Below are 18,328 nucleotides of genomic sequence, written 5' to 3'. Positions count from 1 at the left end.
GCCCGGAAATCGTCAGAGTGACGAAATGGGGGTACGATCCGTCCTATGAACACAGCGGACCTTGGGCTGCCGGTGGACGTCCCCTCGACGGCGCTCTTCACGGACCAGTACGAGCTGACCATGCTGCGGGCAGCCCTGAAGGCCGGTACGGCCGGGCGGCGCAGCGTGTTCGAGGTCTTCACCCGGCGGCTGCCGGACGGCCGCCGCTACGGCGTCGTGGCGGGCACCGGCCGGGTGCTGGACGCGGTGGAGAACTTCCGCTTCGACGCGGGCGTGCTGCGCTTCCTGCGCGAGAAGGACATCGTCGACGAGGAGACCCTGGACTGGCTCGCGGAGTACCGCTTCGCCGGGGACATCTGGGGCTACCCCGAGGGCGAGGTGTACTTCCCGGGGTCGCCGATCATGCGGGTGGAGGGCACCTTCGGCGAGTGCGTGCTGCTGGAGACGGTGATCCTGTCCATCCTCAATCACGACTCGGCGATCGCGGCCGCCGCCTCCCGGATGTCGTCCGCCGCCGGGGACCGCCCGCTGATCGAGATGGGCGCCCGCCGCACCCACGAGCTGGCCGCCGTCGCCGCCGCCCGCTCCGCCTACGTCGGCGGCTTCGCGACCACCTCCGACCTGGCCGCCGGCTTCCGCTACAACATCCCCACCGTCGGCACCTCCGCCCACGCCTTCACCCTGCTGCACGACAACGAGCGCGACGCCTTCCGCGCCCAGGTGGAGTCGCTGGGCCGGGACACCACCCTCCTGGTGGACACCTACGACGTCGCCGAGGCCGTCCGTACGGCCGTGGAGATCGCCGGGCCCGAGCTGGGCGCCGTGCGCATCGACTCCGGCGACCTGCTGCTCGTCGCCCACCGGGTGCGCCAGCAGCTGGACGAGCTGGGCGCGACCGAGACGAAGATCGTCGTGACCTCGGACCTGGACGAGTACGCCATCGCCTCGCTGGCGGCGGCGCCCGTGGACGCGTACGGCGTCGGCACCCAGCTGGTGACCGGCTCCGGCCACCCGACGGCCTCGATGGTCTACAAGCTGGTGGCCCGCGCCGAGTCCGGCGAGGAGGGGGCACCGCTGGTGCCGGTGGCGAAGAAGTCCAGCGGTGGCAAGACGTCGGTCGGCGGCCGCAAGTGGGCCGCCCGGCGCCTGGACGCGGACGGGTACGCCGAGGCGGAGGTGGTCGGCACCGGTCCGGTGCCCGACGCCCTCGCCGACCGGCAGCTCCTGGTCGAGCTGGTCAAGGGCGGCGAGGTCGTCGCCCGCGAGCCGCTGGACGCCGCCCGGGACCGGCACGCGGCGGCCCGCGCCAACCTGCCGCTGTCCGCCACCCAGCTCTCCCGAGGGGAACCCGTCATTCCGACGGAGTACGCGCACGGGGGCTCGGGTAGCTAAAGCTGGTGCGGCCCCGCAAGGCCCGAATCAGCCCCGTCCGTCCAGCCACTCCCCGCTCCCGCCCCACAGCCGACCCAGTCGAAGGACACCGACCATGCGCCGCGCCTTGATCGTCGTAGACGTGCAGAACGACTTCTGCGAGGGAGGCAGCCTCGCGGTGTCCGGCGGTGCCGACGTGGCCGCCGCCATCACCGAGCTGATCGGGCAGGCGCCCGCCGGCTACCGCCACGTGGTGGCCACCCGCGACCACCACGTCGCGCCGGGCGGCCACTTCGCCGACAACCCGGACTACGTCCACTCCTGGCCGGCGCACTGCGTCGCCGGCACCGAGGGGGTCGGCTTCCACCCGAACTTCGCCCCGGCCGTCGCCTCCGGCGCGATAGACGCCGTCTTCGACAAGGGCGCGTACGCGGCCGCCTACAGCGGCTTCGAGGGCGCCGACGAGAACGGCACGGCGCTCGCCGAGTGGCTGCGGGCCCGGGAGATCGACGAGGTCGACGTCGTGGGCATCGCCACCGACCACTGCGTCCGGGCCACCGCCCTGGACGCCGCCCGCGAGGGCTTCCGTACGCAGGTGCTGCTCGACCTGACCGCCGGGGTGGCAGTGGAGACCACGGAGCGGGCGCTGGAGGAGCTGCGGGAGGCCGGCGTGGAGCTGTCCGGGAAGCCGGTCGTGCAGTAGGGCCGGGCCCCTATGTCCGGGCGGTCGGGCGTCTGAGCAGGGCCCTGATCGGGTGCCACAGCTCCTGGACCGGGTCCGGGCCGCCCACGGCGCCCGCCACCGGCGCCGTGCGCCATATCAGGCCGTCCGGATGGTGCAGGACCGCGGTGACCTCGTCCGGGGTGGGCGGGGCCGCGTTGCCCCGCAGGTAGACGCTGCGCAGCCCCAGGTTGCGCAGCCTGGTCAGGGCGCGCGCCCGGTTCTGGGCGTGGACGAGAAAACGCACGCTGCCGGCGCTCGACGGGGCGGGGCTGGGCAGGTTCAGTGCCACCACCACCGTGCCGTTCGGCAGCTTGCAGAAGCCTCCTGCGGCCATGCGGTCATACCCCCGAGTCAGCCTGGGTCGGTCCGGGCACCGGGCCCGGTGTCAATAAGAGAACCACAGGACGCACCTAAACACGGATCGGCGGCGACCCGCCAGGGGGTCGCCGCCGATCATGCTCTGACCTGGGCAGATGCTATTTACCTGCCCGCGGGGCCAACCTCGAGCTCGATCGTCGAGCCGTTCTTGGCCTCCTTGAGGATCTTGATCTTCGTGTTGGTGTCAGTGATCTTGACACCGCCGGTCGGGTTCGCCGGGTCGTAGTAGTCGTTCTTGCGGTCGTTGAAGACCGAGACGCCCTTCGAGCCCGGGACGTACTTCGCGACGTCCGCCTTGTGCAGCGTCATGCCGTCCGTACGGAAGCGGCTGAACGGCGCGTCGTAGGTCTGGAAGCGGTTGCGCATGACCGTGCCGTCCTTCCACTTCAGCGCGGTCGGGTGCGAGTCGATCGGCAGGATCAGACCGGTACCGGGGTGCTGGCTGGTGTTGTTGTCCGCCTGGGAGGTGTCCCACTTCCAGATCAGCAGGCCGTTCTGGTACGCGTAGTGCTCGACCCAGTTCGGGCGCTCCGAGAAGCCGAAGTTGTACGGGCCGACCTCGAGGGTCTTGTCGTACGACACGTACTGGCGGTTCTCGGCGATGTAGTACTGCGCGTAGTCCTTGGTGAAGGACGCGCCCTTGCGGGTGAAGCCGTCCGCCGTCCAGGCGGCGTCCTCGGTCTCCGCGTCGTCGGAGAAGAGGGTCTGGCCGTCGGCCGTCACCGTGATCTCGTCGGCGGCGAAGCCCTTCATGGCCAGTCCGCCGTCGGTCTGGTAGCGGAAGCGCAGGTCGATCTTCTTGCCGGCGTAGGCGTCCAGCGGATAGACGAGCTTGCCGTAGGCGTCCACGGTGGCGCTCAGGGCGGGCTTGTCACTGCCGTCGCGCTGGATCGGCTTGCCGTCGAACGTGCCGTCGACCGCGGTCCAGTTGGCGCCGCCGTCGGTGGACACCTCGGTGTAGAGGTAGTCGTAGTCGGCCTCGATGTCGTACCAGCCGTCCAGGGTGAGGGAGGCGGACGACTTGCCGGTGAGGTCGACGCTGCGGGTCAGCGTGTTGCTGAGGTCGTTGCCGCTGCCGCTCCACCACTGGGTCTCGCCCTGGGCGGGGGGAACGATCTCGGTGGTGACCGCCTTCTTCGGCAGTTCGACGACCAGGCCCTGCTTGTGCTTGGTGTTGTACTCGGCCAGGCCCAGCTTGTGCCAGGAGTTGACGCCCGCCTTGGCGGTGTCGTAGTTCAGCCAGCCCAGCTGGAGCTTGTCCCAGGCGGTCATGTCGCCGGGCAGGTCGCCGATCTCGTTGCGGCCGGTGCCCAGCCACGAGCCGGACGACATCAGCGTCCAGAAGCCGGTGGAGTTGTCGCCGCCGTTGGTGTCGTAGAGGTCCGGCAGACCGAGGTCGTGGCCGTACTCGTGGGCGAAGACGCCGAGTCCGCCGTTCTCCGGCTGGATGGTGTAGTCGCCGACCCAGATACCGGTGTCGCCGATCTGGGTGCCGCCGAGCTTGTTGTCGGCCGGGCCGGTGGCGCCGGCGTCGGTGCCGAAGGCGTACCAGCGGTGGGCCCAGATGGCGTCCTCGCCCTGCGCGCCGCCGCCGGCGGACTCGTCCTCGCCGGCGTGCACGATCTGGAAGTGGTCGATGTAGCCGTCGGGCTCGTTGAAGTCGCCGTCGCCGTCGAAGTCGTAGCGGTCCCACTGGTCGTACTGGGTCAGCTGGGACTTGATCTGGGCGTCGGTGCGGCCGGCCGCCTTCTGGTCGGCGACCCAGGCGGTGACGCCGTCCTGCACCGCGTACCAGGCGCAGTTGTCCGGGTCGCACTTGTTGGAGCCGTAGCGGGCCTCGTTGTACGGGACCTTGACCCAGTCGGCGACCTCGCCGTCGACCGAGTAACGGCCGGAGGACTGCGTCTCGTAGTACGTCTTGACCGAGTGGACGCCCTTGCCGGAACCGAAGTACAGGTCCTGGTAGTGGTCCCGGTCGTAGTCCTCCTGCCAGGCCGTGGAGTTGTCCTCCTTGCGCTTCGGCTTGGCTATCTCGTTGTGCAGCGGGCCGGGGGTGCCGCCGTAGCGGCTGTCGACCTTGTTGCCGAACTCGACCAGGATGGTGAAGATCTTGTCGGTCTTCTCCCGGCCCAGCTCGACGTACTTGGCGTCGCCCTTCTTGCTCTTCAGCTGGACGACCTTCGAGCCGTCCTTCTTCTTCACCGACGCGTTGCCGGAGAGGACCTGCTTGAGGGCCTCCTCGCGCTGGGCGGCCTGAGTGTCGCTCAGGGGGCCCTTGAGGTCGTGGGAGCGCGCGGTCTTGTCCGGGCTGGGGTCGTGGCGGTTCACGGACTCCGGCCGGGACGGCGAGTCCGCCTGCGCCACGCCGGCCGCGGAGAGCGTGGCGGTCGCGGTGGCGAGCGCGATGGTGGTCGCCGCCGTTCTGAACGTCCAGGGTCTTCTGGTCACTTGATTTCCTCCCCCGCGTCCACGCGCGCGGAAGGGGGGACAAAGACAGAGCAAGTCCGCGCACACGTGATCAACGCGTGTTGTCAAGTGACGACATTTGACTAGAGGTTCGGCAGAAAAGACAGACCTTGACTTGAGCAGAACAAGTGCACTATGCGGAGCCGCCGTTCGCTTTGCGGACACCGGATCGTGACCTTCGCGGGATCCGGCGGCCCCCGGCCGGACCCGGCGGGCGCGCGTGACCGCCCACTTCCGGTACGTCATGAATCCGTGCGCCCCCCGTGCATCGGCCGTGCCGGTTAGGTCGTGCTTACTACCGTTCCCCCTCGGGCACACAGCGGGTTAGAGTCGCTTGGCGGAACGCCCGGAGACCGGCGGAAAGCCAGGCCGACAGCATCTTCAGCCCCTGATTGCCTTCCGAGGACACGATGGCCATGCCCCGTCCGACTGCCGCACAGTTCGCCTACGGTTCGTGCACCGTGATCTTCTCGACGCTCGCCATGCTGCTGCTGTCGCGGACGAGTTCGGGTCCCGGAGTCGCTCTCATCGCCGTCGCGGCCCTCGCCCTCGGTCTGCTGGTCGCCATGACGGTCCCGCTGCCCGGGCCCCGCACGGCGACCGCCACGCCGGCCCGACGGCCCGCCGACGACCGGGAGCCGGTACCGGTGCCCGCGCCGGCCCGTGTCTCCGCGGGCGCGGGCGAGTCGACGCGCGGACGGGCCGCCTGACCGTCAACGGGTGCTGACCACGACCGTCTTGGCCGCCTTGTCGTGCAGGCCCTGCTTGTAGGGCTTGTCGAAGAAGCTCCAGCCGCCCGCGATGATCGTCCACACGCAGGCGCAGCAGAAGGCGAACGGGATCCACAGCACCAGGGCCCGGATCAGCGACGTCTGCACCGAGGGCGTCGCCCCGTCGGCCAGGTTGGCCACCCGCATCCCGAGCCACTTCTTGCCGAGGGTCTGGCCCGTCTTCGTGGTCAGGTAGGTGTCGTACGCGATGTAGAGCACGGCGGCGATCACGGACTGCCCGAAGGACTTGCCGACGGAGACGTCGTCGCCGTCCACCGTGTACTCCTGGACGTTGAACGCCCAGCTGAGCAGCCACACCACGATGCCCACGAGGATCATGTCGACGATCCGCGCGAGCGTGCGCCGCCCGCTGTCGGCGAGCGGGGGCATCCCGGCCAGCGGATCGGCGGGGTAACCGCCACCGCCGTACGGATCCCCGCCGTAGGGGCCACCACCGTACGGGCCGCCACCGCCGGGGGGCGGGGCACCGTAGGGGCCGCCACCGCCGGGGGGAGGAGCGCCGTAGGGACCTCCGCCGCCGGGAGGCTGGGCGCCGCCGTAAGGATCCCCTCCGCCGGGAGGCGGGGGCGGGTTGTCGTAGGGGTTCTTCCTCAGCGGGTCGTCGTCCGGCGGCTGCTGCCCGCCGGCGCCGGGGGGCGGTTCGCTGCTCATGTCCCGAGTCGAACCCGGAGTCTCTTACGGCGCATCCGCCGAGGGCCGTCCGGTGGACCGGGGTGCGCCGTTCGGGGGTGGGGTGCGGGTTTCGTCGGCGGGTGCGGGTGCGTGGGGGCTGGTCGCGCCCACGCGGCGGAGCCGCATATCCGATACAGCCCCGCGCCCCCAAAAAGAAGGGCGTGCACTGGACGCCCCGGAAAGGGGCGCGGGGAACTGCGCGAGCAACCACGACGCACCCGCACCCGAAGACGAGACCGGCGCTCCCCTCACCCCACGGCCGAGCTAGCCCGCGACAAACGTGCCGGCGGCCTTGTCGTGCCAGCACTGGTGCCACGGGCGGTCGAACAGGCACCACACGATGCCGACCACGCCGACGGCCAGGAGGCCCGGAACGCTGTAGACCAGCCAGCGGCGCAGGGCCGCGCCGAAGGACGGCGGCTCGTGGGCCTCGATGTCCCGCACCTCCAGGCCGAGCAGCTTCTTGCCCAGGGTCCGGCCCCACTTGGCGGTGGGCAGCGCCTCGTAGACGACGCCGAAGAGCAGCAGGACGGCGAGCACGATGCCCAGGTAGGTGGACGTCGTGCCGTCCAGCAGCCAGACCGTGACGGTCTCGCCGGAGAGCTTCGCCTGGTCGATCTTGTCGTTGACGTGGTCCGCGGCCTTCATGCCGAGCGGTACGGCGGCCACGGCGGTGACGCCCGCGAGGACGACCGTGTCGATCAGCCGGGCGGCCAGCCGCTTGCCCAGCCCGGCGGGCCGGGCGGCCGCCTGACGCCGGGCGGCGGCCTGGAACACGTCCTCGACCGGCGGCTTCCACGGAGCGACGGGCTGCTCGTCCCCGCCCGCCCCGGCCAGCCGGTGCACCTGCTGGGCCCAGGAGGCCTGGCCCCCACCGGGGCCGCCGGCCGCGACCGGCGCGGCGGGGGCGGGCTGCGGCGGGGACGCCTGGTGCGGAACCGAAGGGGCGGCAGGGGCCGCGGGTGCCTGCGGCGCGGGAGCCTGCGCCGCGGCGGCCCGGGCGGCGGCCGCCTTGCCGGCCCCGAAGCCGGGACCGGAACCGGAGCCGGACCCAGGTCCGGAAGCGGCCCCGGGTCCGCCGGACTGCGGGCCCGAACGCGGGGTGACCGCGCGGAAGGTCATGGTGCCCTCGTCCTCCGCGGGGGCGGGAGAGCCGCCCGGCGCCGGTGAGCCCTGCGGGCCCACCGCGGGACGGCGGAAGACGAACGTGTTGCCGGCCTGGGACTCCCCCTCCGCCTCGCCGGAAGCGGAAGCCGAAGCCGAGGCGGGGCCGGGCGCAGCGGAAGGCGCGGGGGCAGCACCCGGCGCAGCCGCGGGGGCAGCCGGAGAAGCCGCAGCCGACGCAGGGGCAGACGCGGCGGCGGCGTCAGCCTGCCCGCCCGCCTCCGCGGCACCCTCCGCGGACGGTGCCGGCTGCCGGGTGTGCGGGACCCTCGGGTCCGCGCCCCGCGCCGGGCCCGGCCAGGCCACGCGCTGGTCCTGGGCGTCGGCGGAACCGGCCGGACCGGAGCGGTCGGCGCCCCAGGCCGTGGCGGACTCCGGACGGCTGCCGTGCTGGGACGCGGCCGGCGGCGGGTCCTCGACCGGGTCCTCGTCGAAGAAGTGCGGTCCTGTCTCCTCGACGGAGGGCCGCGCGCCGGGCGGAGGCGCGAGCGGCTCGCCGTCCTTGGGGGCGGGCCGGCTCGTGCCCGCCACCCAGGAGGCGCCGTTCCAGTACCGGACGTATCCGGGAATGGACGGGTCCGGGTAATACCCTTCGCGTGGCCTGTCGTCGCCGGGGGCCGGGGTTGGGGCGCTCATGTCCGTCGTCCCGTATCTGCTCGGGGGTTGATAGAGGGGCTCCAACATCTATCAGACGGGCGCAACGCGCACCGCCGGTCCCGCCGTACCCGCCCCTTTCCGGGCAACCTCGTGCCGGGACCTTCACACCCGGACGCCCGGGCATCCGTTCACCGGGACTCCCACCAAACCGGGGTTCGGAAAAAAGTTCCGCGAACCCGCGTAATGCTCCGGCCGCCGGCCGCTCTTCCTGGGCAAGGACCGTACGAGACACGGGAGAGGAACCCGCCATGCACACCGACCCCACCGGCCCCACCCGCCCCTCCGTCGTGGAGCGCGAGCTGGAGCTGCGGCTCATCCTGTCGCCCGAGCACGGCGTCCCGGTGCCGGCCAGGCTCGCCTACCACACCGACGACCCCTACGCCGTCCACGTCACCTTCCACATCGACTCCGGCCACCCGGTGCACTGGACCTTCGCCCGCGACCTGCTGGTGGAGGGCGTCTTCCGGCCGTCCGGGCACGGGGACGTGCGGGTGTGGCCGTCGAAGGCGGAGGGCCGCAGCGTCGTGCTGATGGCGCTGAGCAGCCCGGACGGCGACGCCCTCCTGGAGGCGCCCACGCCCCAGGTGTCGGCCTGGCTGGAGCGGACCCTGCGGGCGGTGCCGCCGGGGACCGAGGGCCGGCAGCTCGGGATCGACGACGGGCTGGCCGAGCTGCTCGCCCGGTGAGGAGCGGCACGGCTCAGAAGAGCTTGCCCGGGTTGAGGATGCCCAGCGGGTCGAAGACCTGTTTGACGGCCCGCTGCATCTCCAGGCCCACCGGGCCGATCTCCCGCGCCAGCCACTCCTTCTTCAGGACGCCCACGCCGTGCTCGCCCGTGATGGTGCCGTCGAGTTCCAGACCGAGGGCCATGATCTCGTCGAAGGACTCCCGGGCCCGCCGGGACTCGTCGGGGTCGGAGGCGTCGAAGCAGACGGTGGGGTGGGTGTTGCCGTCGCCCGCGTGGGCGCAGACGCCGATGGTGAGGCCGTACTTCGCGGCGATCCGGTCGACGCCCTCCAGCATGTCGCCGAGCCGGGAGCGCGGCACGCACACGTCGTCGATCATCGTGGTGCCCTTGACGGCTTCGAGGGCGGTGAGGGCCAGCCGCCGGGCCTGGAGGAGGAGTTCGGACTCGGCGGCGTCCTCGGCCGGGACCACCTGGGTGGCGCCCGCGGCCTCGCACAGCGCACCGACGGCGGCGAGATCGGCGGCCGGGTCGGCGGTGTCGAAGGCGGCCAGCAGGAGCGCCTCGGTGGTCTCCGGCAGGCCCATGTGGGCGAGGTCGTTGACCGCCTTGACGGTCGTACGGTCCATCAGTTCGAGGAGGGAGGGGACGTGTCCCCCTTCCATGATCCGGCAGATCGCGTCGCAGGCGGCCGACGCGGAGGCGAACTCGGCGGCCAGCACCAGCTGCTCGGGCGGCTTGGGACGCAGCGCCAGGACCGCCCGTACGACGATGCCGAGGGAGCCCTCGGAGCCGACGAAGAGCCGGGTGAGGTCGTACCCGGCGACGCCCTTGGCGGTGCGGCGGCCGGTGGACATGAGGCGGCCGTCGGCGAGGACGACATCGAGGCCGAGGACGTACTCGGCGGTCACCCCGTACTTGACGCAGCACAGGCCGCCGGAGGCGGTGCCGATGTTGCCGCCGATGGTGCACATCTCCCAGCTGGAGGGGTCCGGCGGGTAGTAGAGCCCGTGCTCGTTCACCGCGCGGGAGAGCGTGGCGTTGACGACGCCGGGTTCGACGACGGCGACGCGGTCGACCGGGTTGATCTCCAGGATGCGGTTCATCTTCGTCAGGGAGAGGACCACGCAGCCGTCGGTGGCGTTGGCCGCGCCGGACAGGCCGGTGCGGGCGCCCTGCGGCACCACCGGGACGCGCAGCTCGGTGGCGGTGCGCATGACGTGCTGGACGTCCTCCACGGTGCGCGGCAGGACGACCACGGCGGGGGCGCCGGCGGGGCAGAAGCTCGCCATGTCGTGGGCGTAGGAGGCGGTGATGTCGGGGTCGGTGAGGACGGACCCGGCGGGCAGCCCGGCCAGCAGCCGGTCGACGAGGGTGTTCCCGTCGGCGAGGGGGCTGCCGGGCGTGCTGGCGACCGTCGCGGCCGCGTCGTCTTCGTCGCGAGGCGCTTCGATACGGCTCATGATCACAGCGTCGCACCCGGGGCCATCGGTGTGAACCCCATGGGCGGCACCCGTAGCCTGCCCGGTGTGATCGTCGTATTGGCGCACAGTGAGCGCCATGAACGGCACGAACGCCATGGACGTCAGGGACGCCACGCGGGGACGGAGCGGAGGCCGCCGGCCGCCGCGCCGCGGGCGCCGCGCGCTGATCGCCTGCGGCGCCGGGGCCGCCGTACTCGGCGGGGTCCTGGTGCTGTCGGCGCCCTGGGACGGGCGTGACGCTCCCCCGCCCGCACCCGGGCCCGCGGCGCTCGCGCGGGGCGCGGTGACCACGGGGGTGCCCGCCGCGCTGCCGGACCTGGCGGCGCTGATCGGCGACCGGGAGACCCATCTGCGGGCGCATCCGCTGGACGGGGCGTCGTGGGCGGTGCTCGGGGCGGCCTACGTCGAGCAGGGCCGCCGGACGGCGGACGGCGCGAACTGGCCGAAGGCCGAGAAGGCGCTGCGCACCTCGCTGAAGACGGGGCCGAAGCGCAACCCGCAGGCCCTGGAGGGGCTGGCGGCGCTGGCGGTGGCGCGCCGGGACTTCCCGGCGGCGAAGAAGTGGGGCGAGAGCGCGGTGAAGGCGGCGCCCAAGCGGTGGACGGCGCATGCCGTGCTGATCGACGCGTACACCGGGCTCGGCGACGACAAGGGCGTGGGCCGGGCCCTGGACAAGGTGATGGAGCTGCGGCCGAGGACTCCCGCCGTGGGCGCGCTGGCCGCCGCCGTCTACCGGAACCGGGGCTGGCGGGAGGACGCGGCGGCGCGGATCTCGGACGCGGCGGCGAAGGCGGAGGCACCGGCCGAGCGGGCGGCGTACCTGGAGCAGGCCGGGCGGCTGGCGTTCGAGCGCGGGGGCCGGGAGGAGGCGCTGCGGTTCTTTCAGGAGGCGCTGCGCACCGACCCCGACCAGCGGGCCGCGCAGGCCGGCCAGGGCCGGGCGCTGGCGGCGCTGGGCCGGACGACGGAGGCGCTGTCGGCGTACCAGGCGGCGCTGGCCAAGCGGCCCGGTCCCGAGTACGCGCTGGAGCTGGGCGAGCTGTACGAGTCGCTGGGCCTCGGGCAGGCGGCGCGGGTGGAGTACGACCTGCTGCGGGAGCGGGCGCGGGGCGCCGAGGAGGCCGGGGCGGACGAGGCGCTGATGCTGGGGCGGCTGGAGGCGGACCACGGCGATCCGGCCGAGGCGGTGCGCCTGCTGCGGGCGGAGTGGGGGCGGCAGCCGGGGATCGCGGTCGCCGACGCGCTGGGCTGGGCGCTGCACCGCACCGGTGCGGACGAGGAGGCGCTGGAGTTCGCGACGATCGCGACCGACGGCGACAAGGGCGGCGGGGTGCGCAGCGCGCTGTACGTGTTCCACCGGGGCGCGATCGAGCAGGAGCTGGGGCAGTCGGGACCCGCGCGGCGGCATCTGCGGGAGGCGCTGACGATCAACCCGTACTTCTCGCCGCTGCGGGCCCCGGAGGCGAAGCGGGCCCTGACGGAGCTGGGCGAGCCCCCGCTGGAGGGCCCGCCCGACTGACATCTGCCTTTGCGGAGCTGGTGTCAGAGGTTGCCGCGCTTCTCCTGCTCGCGCTCGATCGCCTCGAACAGGGCCTTGAAGTTGCCCTTGCCGAAGCCCATGGAGCCGTGGCGCTCGATCATCTCGAAGAAGACGGTCGGCCGGTCCTGGACCGGCTTGGTGAAGATCTGCAGCAGGTAGCCGTCCTCGTCGCGGTCGACGAGGATCTTCAGCTCGCGCAGGACGTCGACCGGGACCCGGGTCTCGCCGGCCCACTCGCCGAGCGTGTCGTAGTACGAGTCGGGGGTGTCCAGGAACTCGACGCCCGCCGCCCTCATCGCGCGGACGGTGGCCACGATGTCGTTGGTGTTCAGCGCGATGTGCTGGACGCCGGCGCCGCCGTAGAACTCCAGGTACTCGTCGATCTGGGACTTCTTCTTGGCGATGGCGGGCTCGTTGATCGGGAACTTGACCTTGAGGGTGCCGTCCGCGACCACCTTGGACATCAGCGCGCTGTACTCGGTGGCGATGTCGTCGCCCACGAACTCCTTCATGTTCGTGAAGCCCATGACCTTGTTGTAGAAGCCGACCCACTCGTTCATGCGGCCGAGTTCGACGTTACCGACGCAGTGGTCCACGGCCTGGAAGACGCGCTGCTCGGGCGGGGCGACCATCGGCTTGGCGGCGACGTACCCGGGCAGGTACGGGCCGTCGTAGCCGGTGCGCTCGACGAGGGTGTGCCGGGTCTCGCCGTAGGTGGCGATGGCGGCGAGGACGACGGTGCCGTGCTCGTCCTTGACCTCGTGCGGCTCGGCGAGCGAGCGGGCGCCGTGCTCGACGGCGTAGGCGTGGGCGGCGCGCGCGTCCGGGACCTCGATGGCGAGGTCGACGACGCCGTCGCCGTGCTCGGCCACGTGCTGGGCGAGGAAGGTGCCCCAGTCGGTCGAGGGCTTGATCACCGAGGTGAACACGAAGCGGGCGGAGCCGCTCTCCAGGACGTAGCTCGCGGTCTCGCGGCTGCCGTTCTCCGGTCCGGAGTAGGCGACCAGCTTCATGCCGAAGGCGGTGGAGTAGTAGTGCGCGGCCTGCTTGGCGTTGCCCACGGCGAAGACGACCGCGTCCATTCCCTTGACCGGGAAGGGATCGGCCTGCCGGGCGGTGTCGGGAGTGTGGTGTGTGGTCTGCGTCATAGCCGCAGGTTCTCCCCTGTTCGCAAGGTGCGCAATAGTTTGCGTTTTCAGTGGGCAACATGACCAGTGATGTGCGGGTGCGGGCGGGCGATCTGTACAGGATGACCAGCAGGGAGGGTGTGGGCATGGCGGGTACGGGGATCGACCGGCTGGACGGGCGGATCATCGGTCTGCTGGCGCGGGAGCCGCGGATCGGGGTGCTGGAGATGTCCCGGCGGCTGGGGGTGGCGCGCGGCACCGCGCAGGCGCGGCTCGACCGGCTTCAGTCGAACGGAGTCATACGCGGCTTCGGTCCTGAAGTGGACCCGGCGGCCCTCGGCTACCCGGTGACCGCGTTCGCCACGCTGGAGATCCGGCAGGGTCAAGGGGCCGACGTGCGGGCGCACTTGGCGACGGTGCCGGAGGTCCTGGAGCTGCACACCACGACCGGCACCGGGGACATGCTGTGCCGGTTGGTGGCCCGCTCGAACGCCGATCTCCAGCGGGTGATCGACCGGGTTGTCGGTTTTGATGGCATCGTCCGGGCCGCCACGGCGATCGTCATGGAGAACCCCGTTCCGCTGCGGATCATCCCGCTGGTGGAGCAGGCGGCCGCGGACAGCGGCGGACACGACTGAGGCCGGGCCGGCCCGAACCCGGAGGTGAGCGAACGTGAACTTCTGGGACTACCTGAGCGATCGCCACCAGCAGCTGCTCGCCGACGCCTCCCAGCACGCCAGCGCCGTCTTCCAGTGCATGGTGGTGGCGACCCTGCTCGGGGTGCTGATCGGCGTGGTCACCTACCGCAGCGAGTGGGCGGGGAACCTGGCGACCCTGTCCACGTCGACGATCCTCACCATTCCGTCGCTGGCCATGATCGGTCTGCTCATCCCGATCGTGGGCCTCGGTGTGCCGCCGACGGTGACGGCGCTGACCCTGTACGGGCTGCTGCCGATCGTGCGGAACTCGATCGTGGGCCTGCGCGGGGTCGACCCGGCGCTGGTGGACGCTGCCAAGGGCATCGGGATGTCGCGTCCGGCGCGGCTGCTGCGGGTGGAGCTGCCGCTGGCCTGGCCGCCGATCCTGACCGGCATCCGGGTCTCCACGCAGATGCTGATGGGCATCGCGGCGATCGCCGCCTACGCCTCCGGGCCGGGCCTCGGCAACGAGATCTTCCGCGGGATCGCCTCGCTGGGCAGCAAGAACGCGCTCAACCAGGTGCTCGCGGGCACGCTCGGCATCATCGTCCTGGCCCTGCTGTTCGACGCGGCGTACGTGCTGCTGGGACGGCTGACCATTCCGAGGGGGATCCGTGTCTGAGACATCCGTGTCCGGCTCCGTTTCCGACGACGGCCGCGGTGCGGCGCCGGCCGGCACCACCGGCGCGACCATCGAGCTGGAGGCCCTCACCAAGCGCTACCCGGGCAGTCCGCAGCCCGCCGTCGAGAACGTGTCGATGGAGATCAAGGCCGGGGAGACGGTCATCTTCGTCGGTCCCTCGGGCTGCGGGAAGTCCACCACCCTGAAGATGATCAACCGGCTGATCGAGCCCAGCGGCGGGCGCATCCGCATCAACGGCGAGGACGTCACCGACATCGACCCGGTGAAGCTGCGCCGCAAGGTCGGCTACGCGATCCAGTCCTCCGGTCTCTTCCCGCACATGACCGTCGCCCAGAACATCGCGCTGGTGCCGAGGATGATCGGCTGGTCCAAGGCGCGGATCAGGTCGCGGGTGGAGGAGATGCTGGACCTGGTCGGCCTGGACGCCGGGGAGTTCCACGGCCGCTATCCGCGCCAGCTCTCCGGCGGCCAGCAGCAGCGGGTGGGCGTGGCGCGGGCCCTGGCGGCCGATCCGCCGGTGCTGCTGATGGACGAGCCGTTCGGCGCGGTCGACCCGATCACCCGGGACCACCTCCAGGACGAGCTGATCCGCCTCCAGCGGGAGCTGCACAAGACGATCGTCTTCGTCACCCACGACTTCGACGAGGCGATCAAGATCGGCGACCGGATCGCGGTGCTGCGCGAGCGCTCGCACATCGCGCAGTTCGACACCCCGGAGGCGATCCTCACCAACCCGGCGGACGACTTCGTCTCCGGCTTCGTGGGCGCGGGCGCCGCCCTCAAGCGGCTGAACCTGACCCGGGTGCGGGACGTCGGCATCACCGACTACCCGACGGTGACGGTGGAGGACCCGCTCCAGCACATCTTCGACCGGCTGCGGGAGTCGGGCAGCAACGAGATCCTGCTCCTGGACCGGCGCGGGCGCCCCTACAAGTGGCTGCGGCGCGGCGACCTGATGCGGGCCAAGGGCTCGCTGGCGCGGGCCGGGACGCTGGTCCACGACACGGTGACCCGGGACGCCACGCTGCGGGACGCGCTGGAGGCGGTGCTCACCGACAACGCGGGGCGGGTCGCGGTCACCGGGCGGCGCGGCGCGTACGAGGGCGTCGTGGACATGGAGACGCTGATGAACTCCGTGCACGAGTTGCTGGAGGCCGACCGGCTCGACGCGCTGGAGCACCAGCACGACCTGGAGGAGACCCGGTCCGCCCAGACGCACACCGAGCAGGAGGGCTTCGGCGGGGTCGGAGGCCGCGCGTGAGCGGCTCCTCCCGGCCCGTGCCCGGACGGCGTCCCGACGGCGAGCACGAGGTCAAGGGGCTCGCGTTCCGGGACGAGGGCGCCGGTGCGGGCGAGGACGAGGAGGAGGCCGGGACTCCCCCGCCGCCCCCGGCGCCGGCGGGCCGGGTCGGCTGGCGCAAGCTGACCTTCCTGCCCGTCGTCCTGATCGCCGTACTGCTGGCGACCTGGCTGTGGTTCCGGCAGGCCGACCTGGACGCGCTCACCCGCAACGCCCTCGGCAACGGCCAGGTCACCAAGGCGCTGTGGCAGCACGTCCAGCTCACGGTGATCTCCACCTTCTTCGTGCTGATCATCGCGATCCCGCTGGGCATCCTCCTCACCCGGCGGATGTTCCGGAAGGCCACCCCGTTCGCGATGGCGTTCGCCAACATGGGCCAGGCGACGCCGGCGATCGGTCTGCTGGCGCTGCTGGTGATCTGGCTGGGCATCGGCCGCCGGGCCGCCCTGATCGGCATCATCGTCTACGCCGTCCTGCCCGTGCTCTCCAACACCATCGCCGGCCTGAGGGCGAACGACCCGACGCTCCTGGAGGCGGCCCGCGGCATCGGCATGTCCCCGCTGGGCGTCCTGGTCCGGGTGGAACTCCCCCTGGCCGTCCCGCTCATCCTGGCCGGGGTGCGCACGGCGCTCGTCCTGAACGTCGGTACGGCGACGCTCGCGACCTTCGGCGGCGGCGGTGGTCTGGGCGTGCTGATCACCACCGGCATCACCAGCCAGCGGATGCCGGTGCTGGTGCTGGGCTCGGTCCTCACCGTGGCCCTGGCGCTGCTGGTGGACTGGCTGGCCTCGCTGGCGGAACTGCTGCTGCGGCCGCGGGGGCTGGAGGTGGGCACATGAGGCGACGCGTCTGCTGGACCCTGGCCGCGGTACTCCTTGCGGCTCCCGCCGGCTGCGGGCTGACCAGCGGCTCCCCGATGGTCGACGACGTGGAACCGGGCACCATCGGCAGGGGGAAGCCGCTGGAGGGGGCCGATCTCACGGTCACCTCGAAGGAGTTCACCGAGCAGCTGATCCTGGGCGCGATCATGGGCATCGCCTTCGAGGCGGCCGGCGCGGAGGTGCTCGACCGCACCGGCATCCAGGGCTCGGTCGGCACCCGCGCGGCCGTGGAGAACGGCGACGCCGACGCCACCTACGAGTACACCGGCACCGCGTGGATCACGTACCTGGGCAACAGCAAGCCGATCCCGGACCCGGAGCAGCAGTGGAAGGCGGTGAAGGAGGCCGACGCGAAGAAGGGGCTGACGTGGCTGCCGCCGGCCCGCCTGAACAACACGTACGCGCTGGCGATGAACCAGGCCAACTACAAGAGGTACGGCACGAAGACCCTGTCGCAGGTGGCGGAGCTGGCGAAGTCCGACCCCGGCGCGGTGACGCTGTGCGTGGAGGGCGAGTTCGCCAACCGCGCGGACGGCCTGCCGGGCCTGGAGAAGGCGTACGGCATGTCGCTGCCCGCCGGGAACATCACCCAGATGGACACCGGGATCATCTACACCCAGACCGCGAAGGGCGCCTGTACGTACGGCGAGGTGTACACCACCGACGGGCGGATCAAGTCCATGAACCTGGTGGTGATGGAGGACGACAAGAAGTTCTTCCCGAACTACAACGCGGCGCCCATGGTCCGCACCGCCACCCTGAAGAAGTGGCCGGCGATCGCGTCCGTCCTCGACCCGGTCACCAGGGCGCTGACCAACGACGTGGCGCAGACCCTGAACGCCAAGGTCGACGTAGACGGCGAGGACCCGCACCAGGTGGCGCTGGACTGGATGAAGGAGAAGGGCTTCGTGAAGGAGGGGTGACGGGGCTGTTCCCGGCCGTCAGCAGGCGGGAACGCCGCCCTTCCCGCTCTCCAGCGCCTTCAGCGAGTCGACGGCGCCCTTGAGGGTGGTGACCGGGATCAGCCGCAGCCCCTTCGGCAGCTCGGCCTGCGCGTCGGAGCACTCCGCCTTGGGCACCAGGAAGACGGTGGCCCCGTCCCGCCGGGCGGCCTGCGTCTTGAGCGGCACCCCGCCGACGGCACCGACCTTGCCGTCGTCGGTGATGGTCCCGGTCCCGGCGATGACCCTGCCCCCGGTCAGATCCCCGGCGCCGAGCTTGTCCACGATGCCGAGCGAGAACAGCAGCCCGGCGCTGGGCCCACCGACGTCCTCCAGCCGCAACCGCACGTCGACGTCGTCCCGGTCCATCCGGAGATACCCGAGCGCGGCCGCGGTCGCCGAGTCCTGGGACTCCTTCATCTGCTCCTGGTTGTACTCCTCGATCTCGCTCACGTCGTCGCCGCTCGGGTAGACGGCGTCGCGCGGCATCACGGCCCGGTCGGTGTCGAACCAGCTGCTGAGCACGTCCCCGAGACGGATACTGGCGTCCGGCCCGGTCGCCTCGATCGTCGTCATGCGCAACTGCCCGCTGGTGTCGTGCGTCGGCGCGCCACTGATCGTGATCACCTCGTCCCCCCGGTTCTTGCCCAGCACGTCGGCCGTCAGCCCCGGCTGCGCCACGGAGAACGGCAACGGCGCGAACACGGCGGTCGCGAGCAGCGCCACCACGGGCACACCGCAGACGGCGAGAAACTGGGAACGCGTGAGACGAGAGAGCACGGAGTCAATCTAACGCGGCGCGATTC

At 71.8% G+C, this 18,328-nt stretch carries 17 protein-coding genes; 10 read left to right on the top strand and 7 right to left on the bottom strand.

All coding sequences use genetic code 11. From position 1 onward, the window contains the following. Positions 1-45: 45 nt before the first annotated feature. Entirely contained in the window at positions 46-1,392 is a 1,347-nt protein-coding gene (locus tag D1J63_RS22850; RefSeq protein ID WP_125631238.1) for a nicotinate phosphoribosyltransferase, read from the top strand. Between the two features lie 94 nt (positions 1,393-1,486). Beyond that, positions 1,487-2,074 (top strand): nicotinamidase, encoded by a 588-nt coding sequence (locus D1J63_RS22845; protein ID WP_061444463.1) that lies wholly within the window; start codon positions 1,487-1,489, stop codon positions 2,072-2,074. Between the two features lie 10 nt (positions 2,075-2,084). Here the strand turns inward: D1J63_RS22845 and D1J63_RS22840 are convergent, their stop codons facing one another. Both D1J63_RS22840 and D1J63_RS22835 read right to left on the bottom strand, forming a co-directional pair. Beyond that, a complete protein-coding gene (locus D1J63_RS22840; protein ID WP_102930548.1) occupies positions 2,085-2,429 on the bottom strand; it encodes a hypothetical protein in 345 nt (114 codons plus the stop codon). A 146-nt stretch (positions 2,430-2,575) separates the two neighbouring features. Continuing rightward, positions 2,576-4,921, bottom strand: coding sequence for an immune inhibitor A domain-containing protein (locus D1J63_RS22835; protein WP_125631236.1), 2,346 nt, complete (start codon positions 4,919-4,921; stop codon positions 2,576-2,578). Positions 4,922-5,349: 428 nt separating this feature from the next. Between D1J63_RS22835 and D1J63_RS22830 the strand changes: the two genes are divergently transcribed. Continuing rightward, on the top strand, positions 5,350-5,649 hold the full coding sequence (locus D1J63_RS22830) for a hypothetical protein (protein WP_125631234.1): 300 nt from the start codon (positions 5,350-5,352) through the stop codon (positions 5,647-5,649). A 3-nt stretch (positions 5,650-5,652) separates the two neighbouring features. On the opposite strand, the gene D1J63_RS36790 is transcribed toward D1J63_RS22830, so the two are convergent. Beyond that, the gene (locus D1J63_RS36790; protein ID WP_164712935.1) at positions 5,653-6,381 is read right to left on the bottom strand and encodes an RDD family protein; all 729 of its coding nucleotides are present in this window, start codon (positions 6,379-6,381) and stop codon (positions 5,653-5,655) included. A gap of 285 nt (positions 6,382-6,666) precedes the next feature. After that, on the bottom strand, positions 6,667-8,202 hold the full coding sequence (locus tag D1J63_RS22815; protein ID WP_125631232.1) for an RDD family protein: 1,536 nt from the start codon (positions 8,200-8,202) through the stop codon (positions 6,667-6,669). Positions 8,203-8,471: 269 nt separating this feature from the next. Here D1J63_RS22815 and D1J63_RS22810 point away from each other — a divergent pair, with 269 nt between their 5' ends. After that, positions 8,472-8,909: an SsgA family sporulation/cell division regulator gene (locus tag D1J63_RS22810; RefSeq protein WP_102932826.1), complete on the top strand. Its 438-nt coding sequence runs from the start codon at positions 8,472-8,474 to the stop codon at positions 8,907-8,909. Positions 8,910-8,922: 13 nt separating this feature from the next. On the opposite strand, the gene D1J63_RS22805 is transcribed toward D1J63_RS22810, so the two are convergent. After that, positions 8,923-10,371: an FAD-linked oxidase C-terminal domain-containing protein gene (locus D1J63_RS22805; RefSeq protein WP_164712934.1), complete on the bottom strand. Its 1,449-nt coding sequence runs from the start codon at positions 10,369-10,371 to the stop codon at positions 8,923-8,925. A 115-nt stretch (positions 10,372-10,486) separates the two neighbouring features. Here D1J63_RS22805 and D1J63_RS22800 point away from each other — a divergent pair, with 115 nt between their 5' ends. Next, positions 10,487-11,911: a tetratricopeptide repeat protein gene (locus D1J63_RS22800; protein WP_164713216.1), complete on the top strand. Its 1,425-nt coding sequence runs from the start codon at positions 10,487-10,489 to the stop codon at positions 11,909-11,911. Positions 11,912-11,934: 23 nt separating this feature from the next. On the opposite strand, the gene hppD is transcribed toward D1J63_RS22800, so the two are convergent. Beyond that, positions 11,935-13,080, bottom strand: a complete 1,146-nt coding sequence (gene hppD, locus D1J63_RS22795; protein ID WP_102930144.1) for a 4-hydroxyphenylpyruvate dioxygenase — start codon at positions 13,078-13,080, stop codon at positions 11,935-11,937. Between the two features lie 125 nt (positions 13,081-13,205). Between hppD and D1J63_RS22790 the strand changes: the two genes are divergently transcribed. From D1J63_RS22790 to D1J63_RS22770, 5 genes are read left to right on the top strand one after another with little or no spacing between them, the layout of a single operon-like run. Further along, entirely contained in the window at positions 13,206-13,697 is a 492-nt protein-coding gene (locus D1J63_RS22790; protein WP_102930146.1) for an Lrp/AsnC family transcriptional regulator, read from the top strand. Between the two features lie 34 nt (positions 13,698-13,731). Next, positions 13,732-14,379 carry an ABC transporter permease gene (locus D1J63_RS22785; protein WP_125631228.1) on the top strand — a complete coding sequence of 216 codons (648 nt, stop codon included), beginning with the start codon at positions 13,732-13,734 and terminating at the stop codon, positions 14,377-14,379. Between the two features lie 7 nt (positions 14,380-14,386). Then, entirely contained in the window at positions 14,387-15,661 is a 1,275-nt protein-coding gene (locus D1J63_RS22780; protein ID WP_125635718.1) for a betaine/proline/choline family ABC transporter ATP-binding protein, read from the top strand. Then, positions 15,658-16,539 carry an ABC transporter permease gene (locus D1J63_RS22775; RefSeq protein ID WP_125631226.1) on the top strand — a complete coding sequence of 294 codons (882 nt, stop codon included), beginning with the start codon at positions 15,658-15,660 and terminating at the stop codon, positions 16,537-16,539. Before D1J63_RS22780 ends, D1J63_RS22775 begins: the two co-directional genes overlap by 4 nt. Beyond that, positions 16,536-17,504, top strand: coding sequence for a glycine betaine ABC transporter substrate-binding protein (locus tag D1J63_RS22770; RefSeq protein ID WP_102930140.1), 969 nt, complete (start codon positions 16,536-16,538; stop codon positions 17,502-17,504). The genes D1J63_RS22775 and D1J63_RS22770 overlap by 4 nt, the downstream gene beginning before the upstream one ends. Positions 17,505-17,522: 18 nt before the next feature. On the opposite strand, the gene D1J63_RS22765 is transcribed toward D1J63_RS22770, so the two are convergent. Then, on the bottom strand, positions 17,523-18,302 hold the full coding sequence (locus D1J63_RS22765; RefSeq protein WP_125631224.1) for a S16 family serine protease: 780 nt from the start codon (positions 18,300-18,302) through the stop codon (positions 17,523-17,525). Positions 18,303-18,328: the final 26 nt, after the last annotated feature.

The organism is Streptomyces sp. KPB2 (assembly GCF_003950055.1).
Classification (GTDB): domain Bacteria; phylum Actinomycetota; class Actinomycetes; order Streptomycetales; family Streptomycetaceae; genus Streptomyces; species Streptomyces salinarius.
This window is presented reverse-complemented; position numbering and strand designations above follow the sequence as displayed.

Bases quoted from the DNA above. Each gene is read 5' to 3' on its own strand.
- D1J63_RS22850 (WP_125631238.1), top strand. From the start codon at position 46: ATGAACACAGCGGACCTTGGGCTGCCGGTGGACGTCCCCTCGACGGCG.
- D1J63_RS22845 (WP_061444463.1), top strand. From the start codon at position 1,487: ATGCGCCGCGCCTTGATCGTCGTAGACGTGCAGAACGACTTCTGCGAG.
- D1J63_RS22840 (WP_102930548.1), bottom strand. From the start codon at position 2,429: ATGGCCGCAGGAGGCTTCTGCAAGCTGCCGAACGGCACGGTGGTGGTG.
- D1J63_RS22830 (WP_125631234.1), top strand. From the start codon at position 5,350: ATGGCCATGCCCCGTCCGACTGCCGCACAGTTCGCCTACGGTTCGTGC.
- D1J63_RS36790 (WP_164712935.1), bottom strand. From the start codon at position 6,381: ATGAGCAGCGAACCGCCCCCCGGCGCCGGCGGGCAGCAGCCGCCGGAC.
- D1J63_RS22815 (WP_125631232.1), bottom strand. From the start codon at position 8,202: ATGAGCGCCCCAACCCCGGCCCCCGGCGACGACAGGCCACGCGAAGGG.
- D1J63_RS22810 (WP_102932826.1), top strand. From the start codon at position 8,472: ATGCACACCGACCCCACCGGCCCCACCCGCCCCTCCGTCGTGGAGCGC.
- D1J63_RS22805 (WP_164712934.1), bottom strand. From the start codon at position 10,371: ATGAGCCGTATCGAAGCGCCTCGCGACGAAGACGACGCGGCCGCGACG.
- D1J63_RS22800 (WP_164713216.1), top strand. From the start codon at position 10,487: ATGGACGTCAGGGACGCCACGCGGGGACGGAGCGGAGGCCGCCGGCCG.
- hppD (WP_102930144.1), bottom strand. From the start codon at position 13,080: ATGACGCAGACCACACACCACACTCCCGACACCGCCCGGCAGGCCGAT.
- D1J63_RS22790 (WP_102930146.1), top strand. From the start codon at position 13,206: ATGGCGGGTACGGGGATCGACCGGCTGGACGGGCGGATCATCGGTCTG.
- D1J63_RS22770 (WP_102930140.1), top strand. From the start codon at position 16,536: ATGAGGCGACGCGTCTGCTGGACCCTGGCCGCGGTACTCCTTGCGGCT.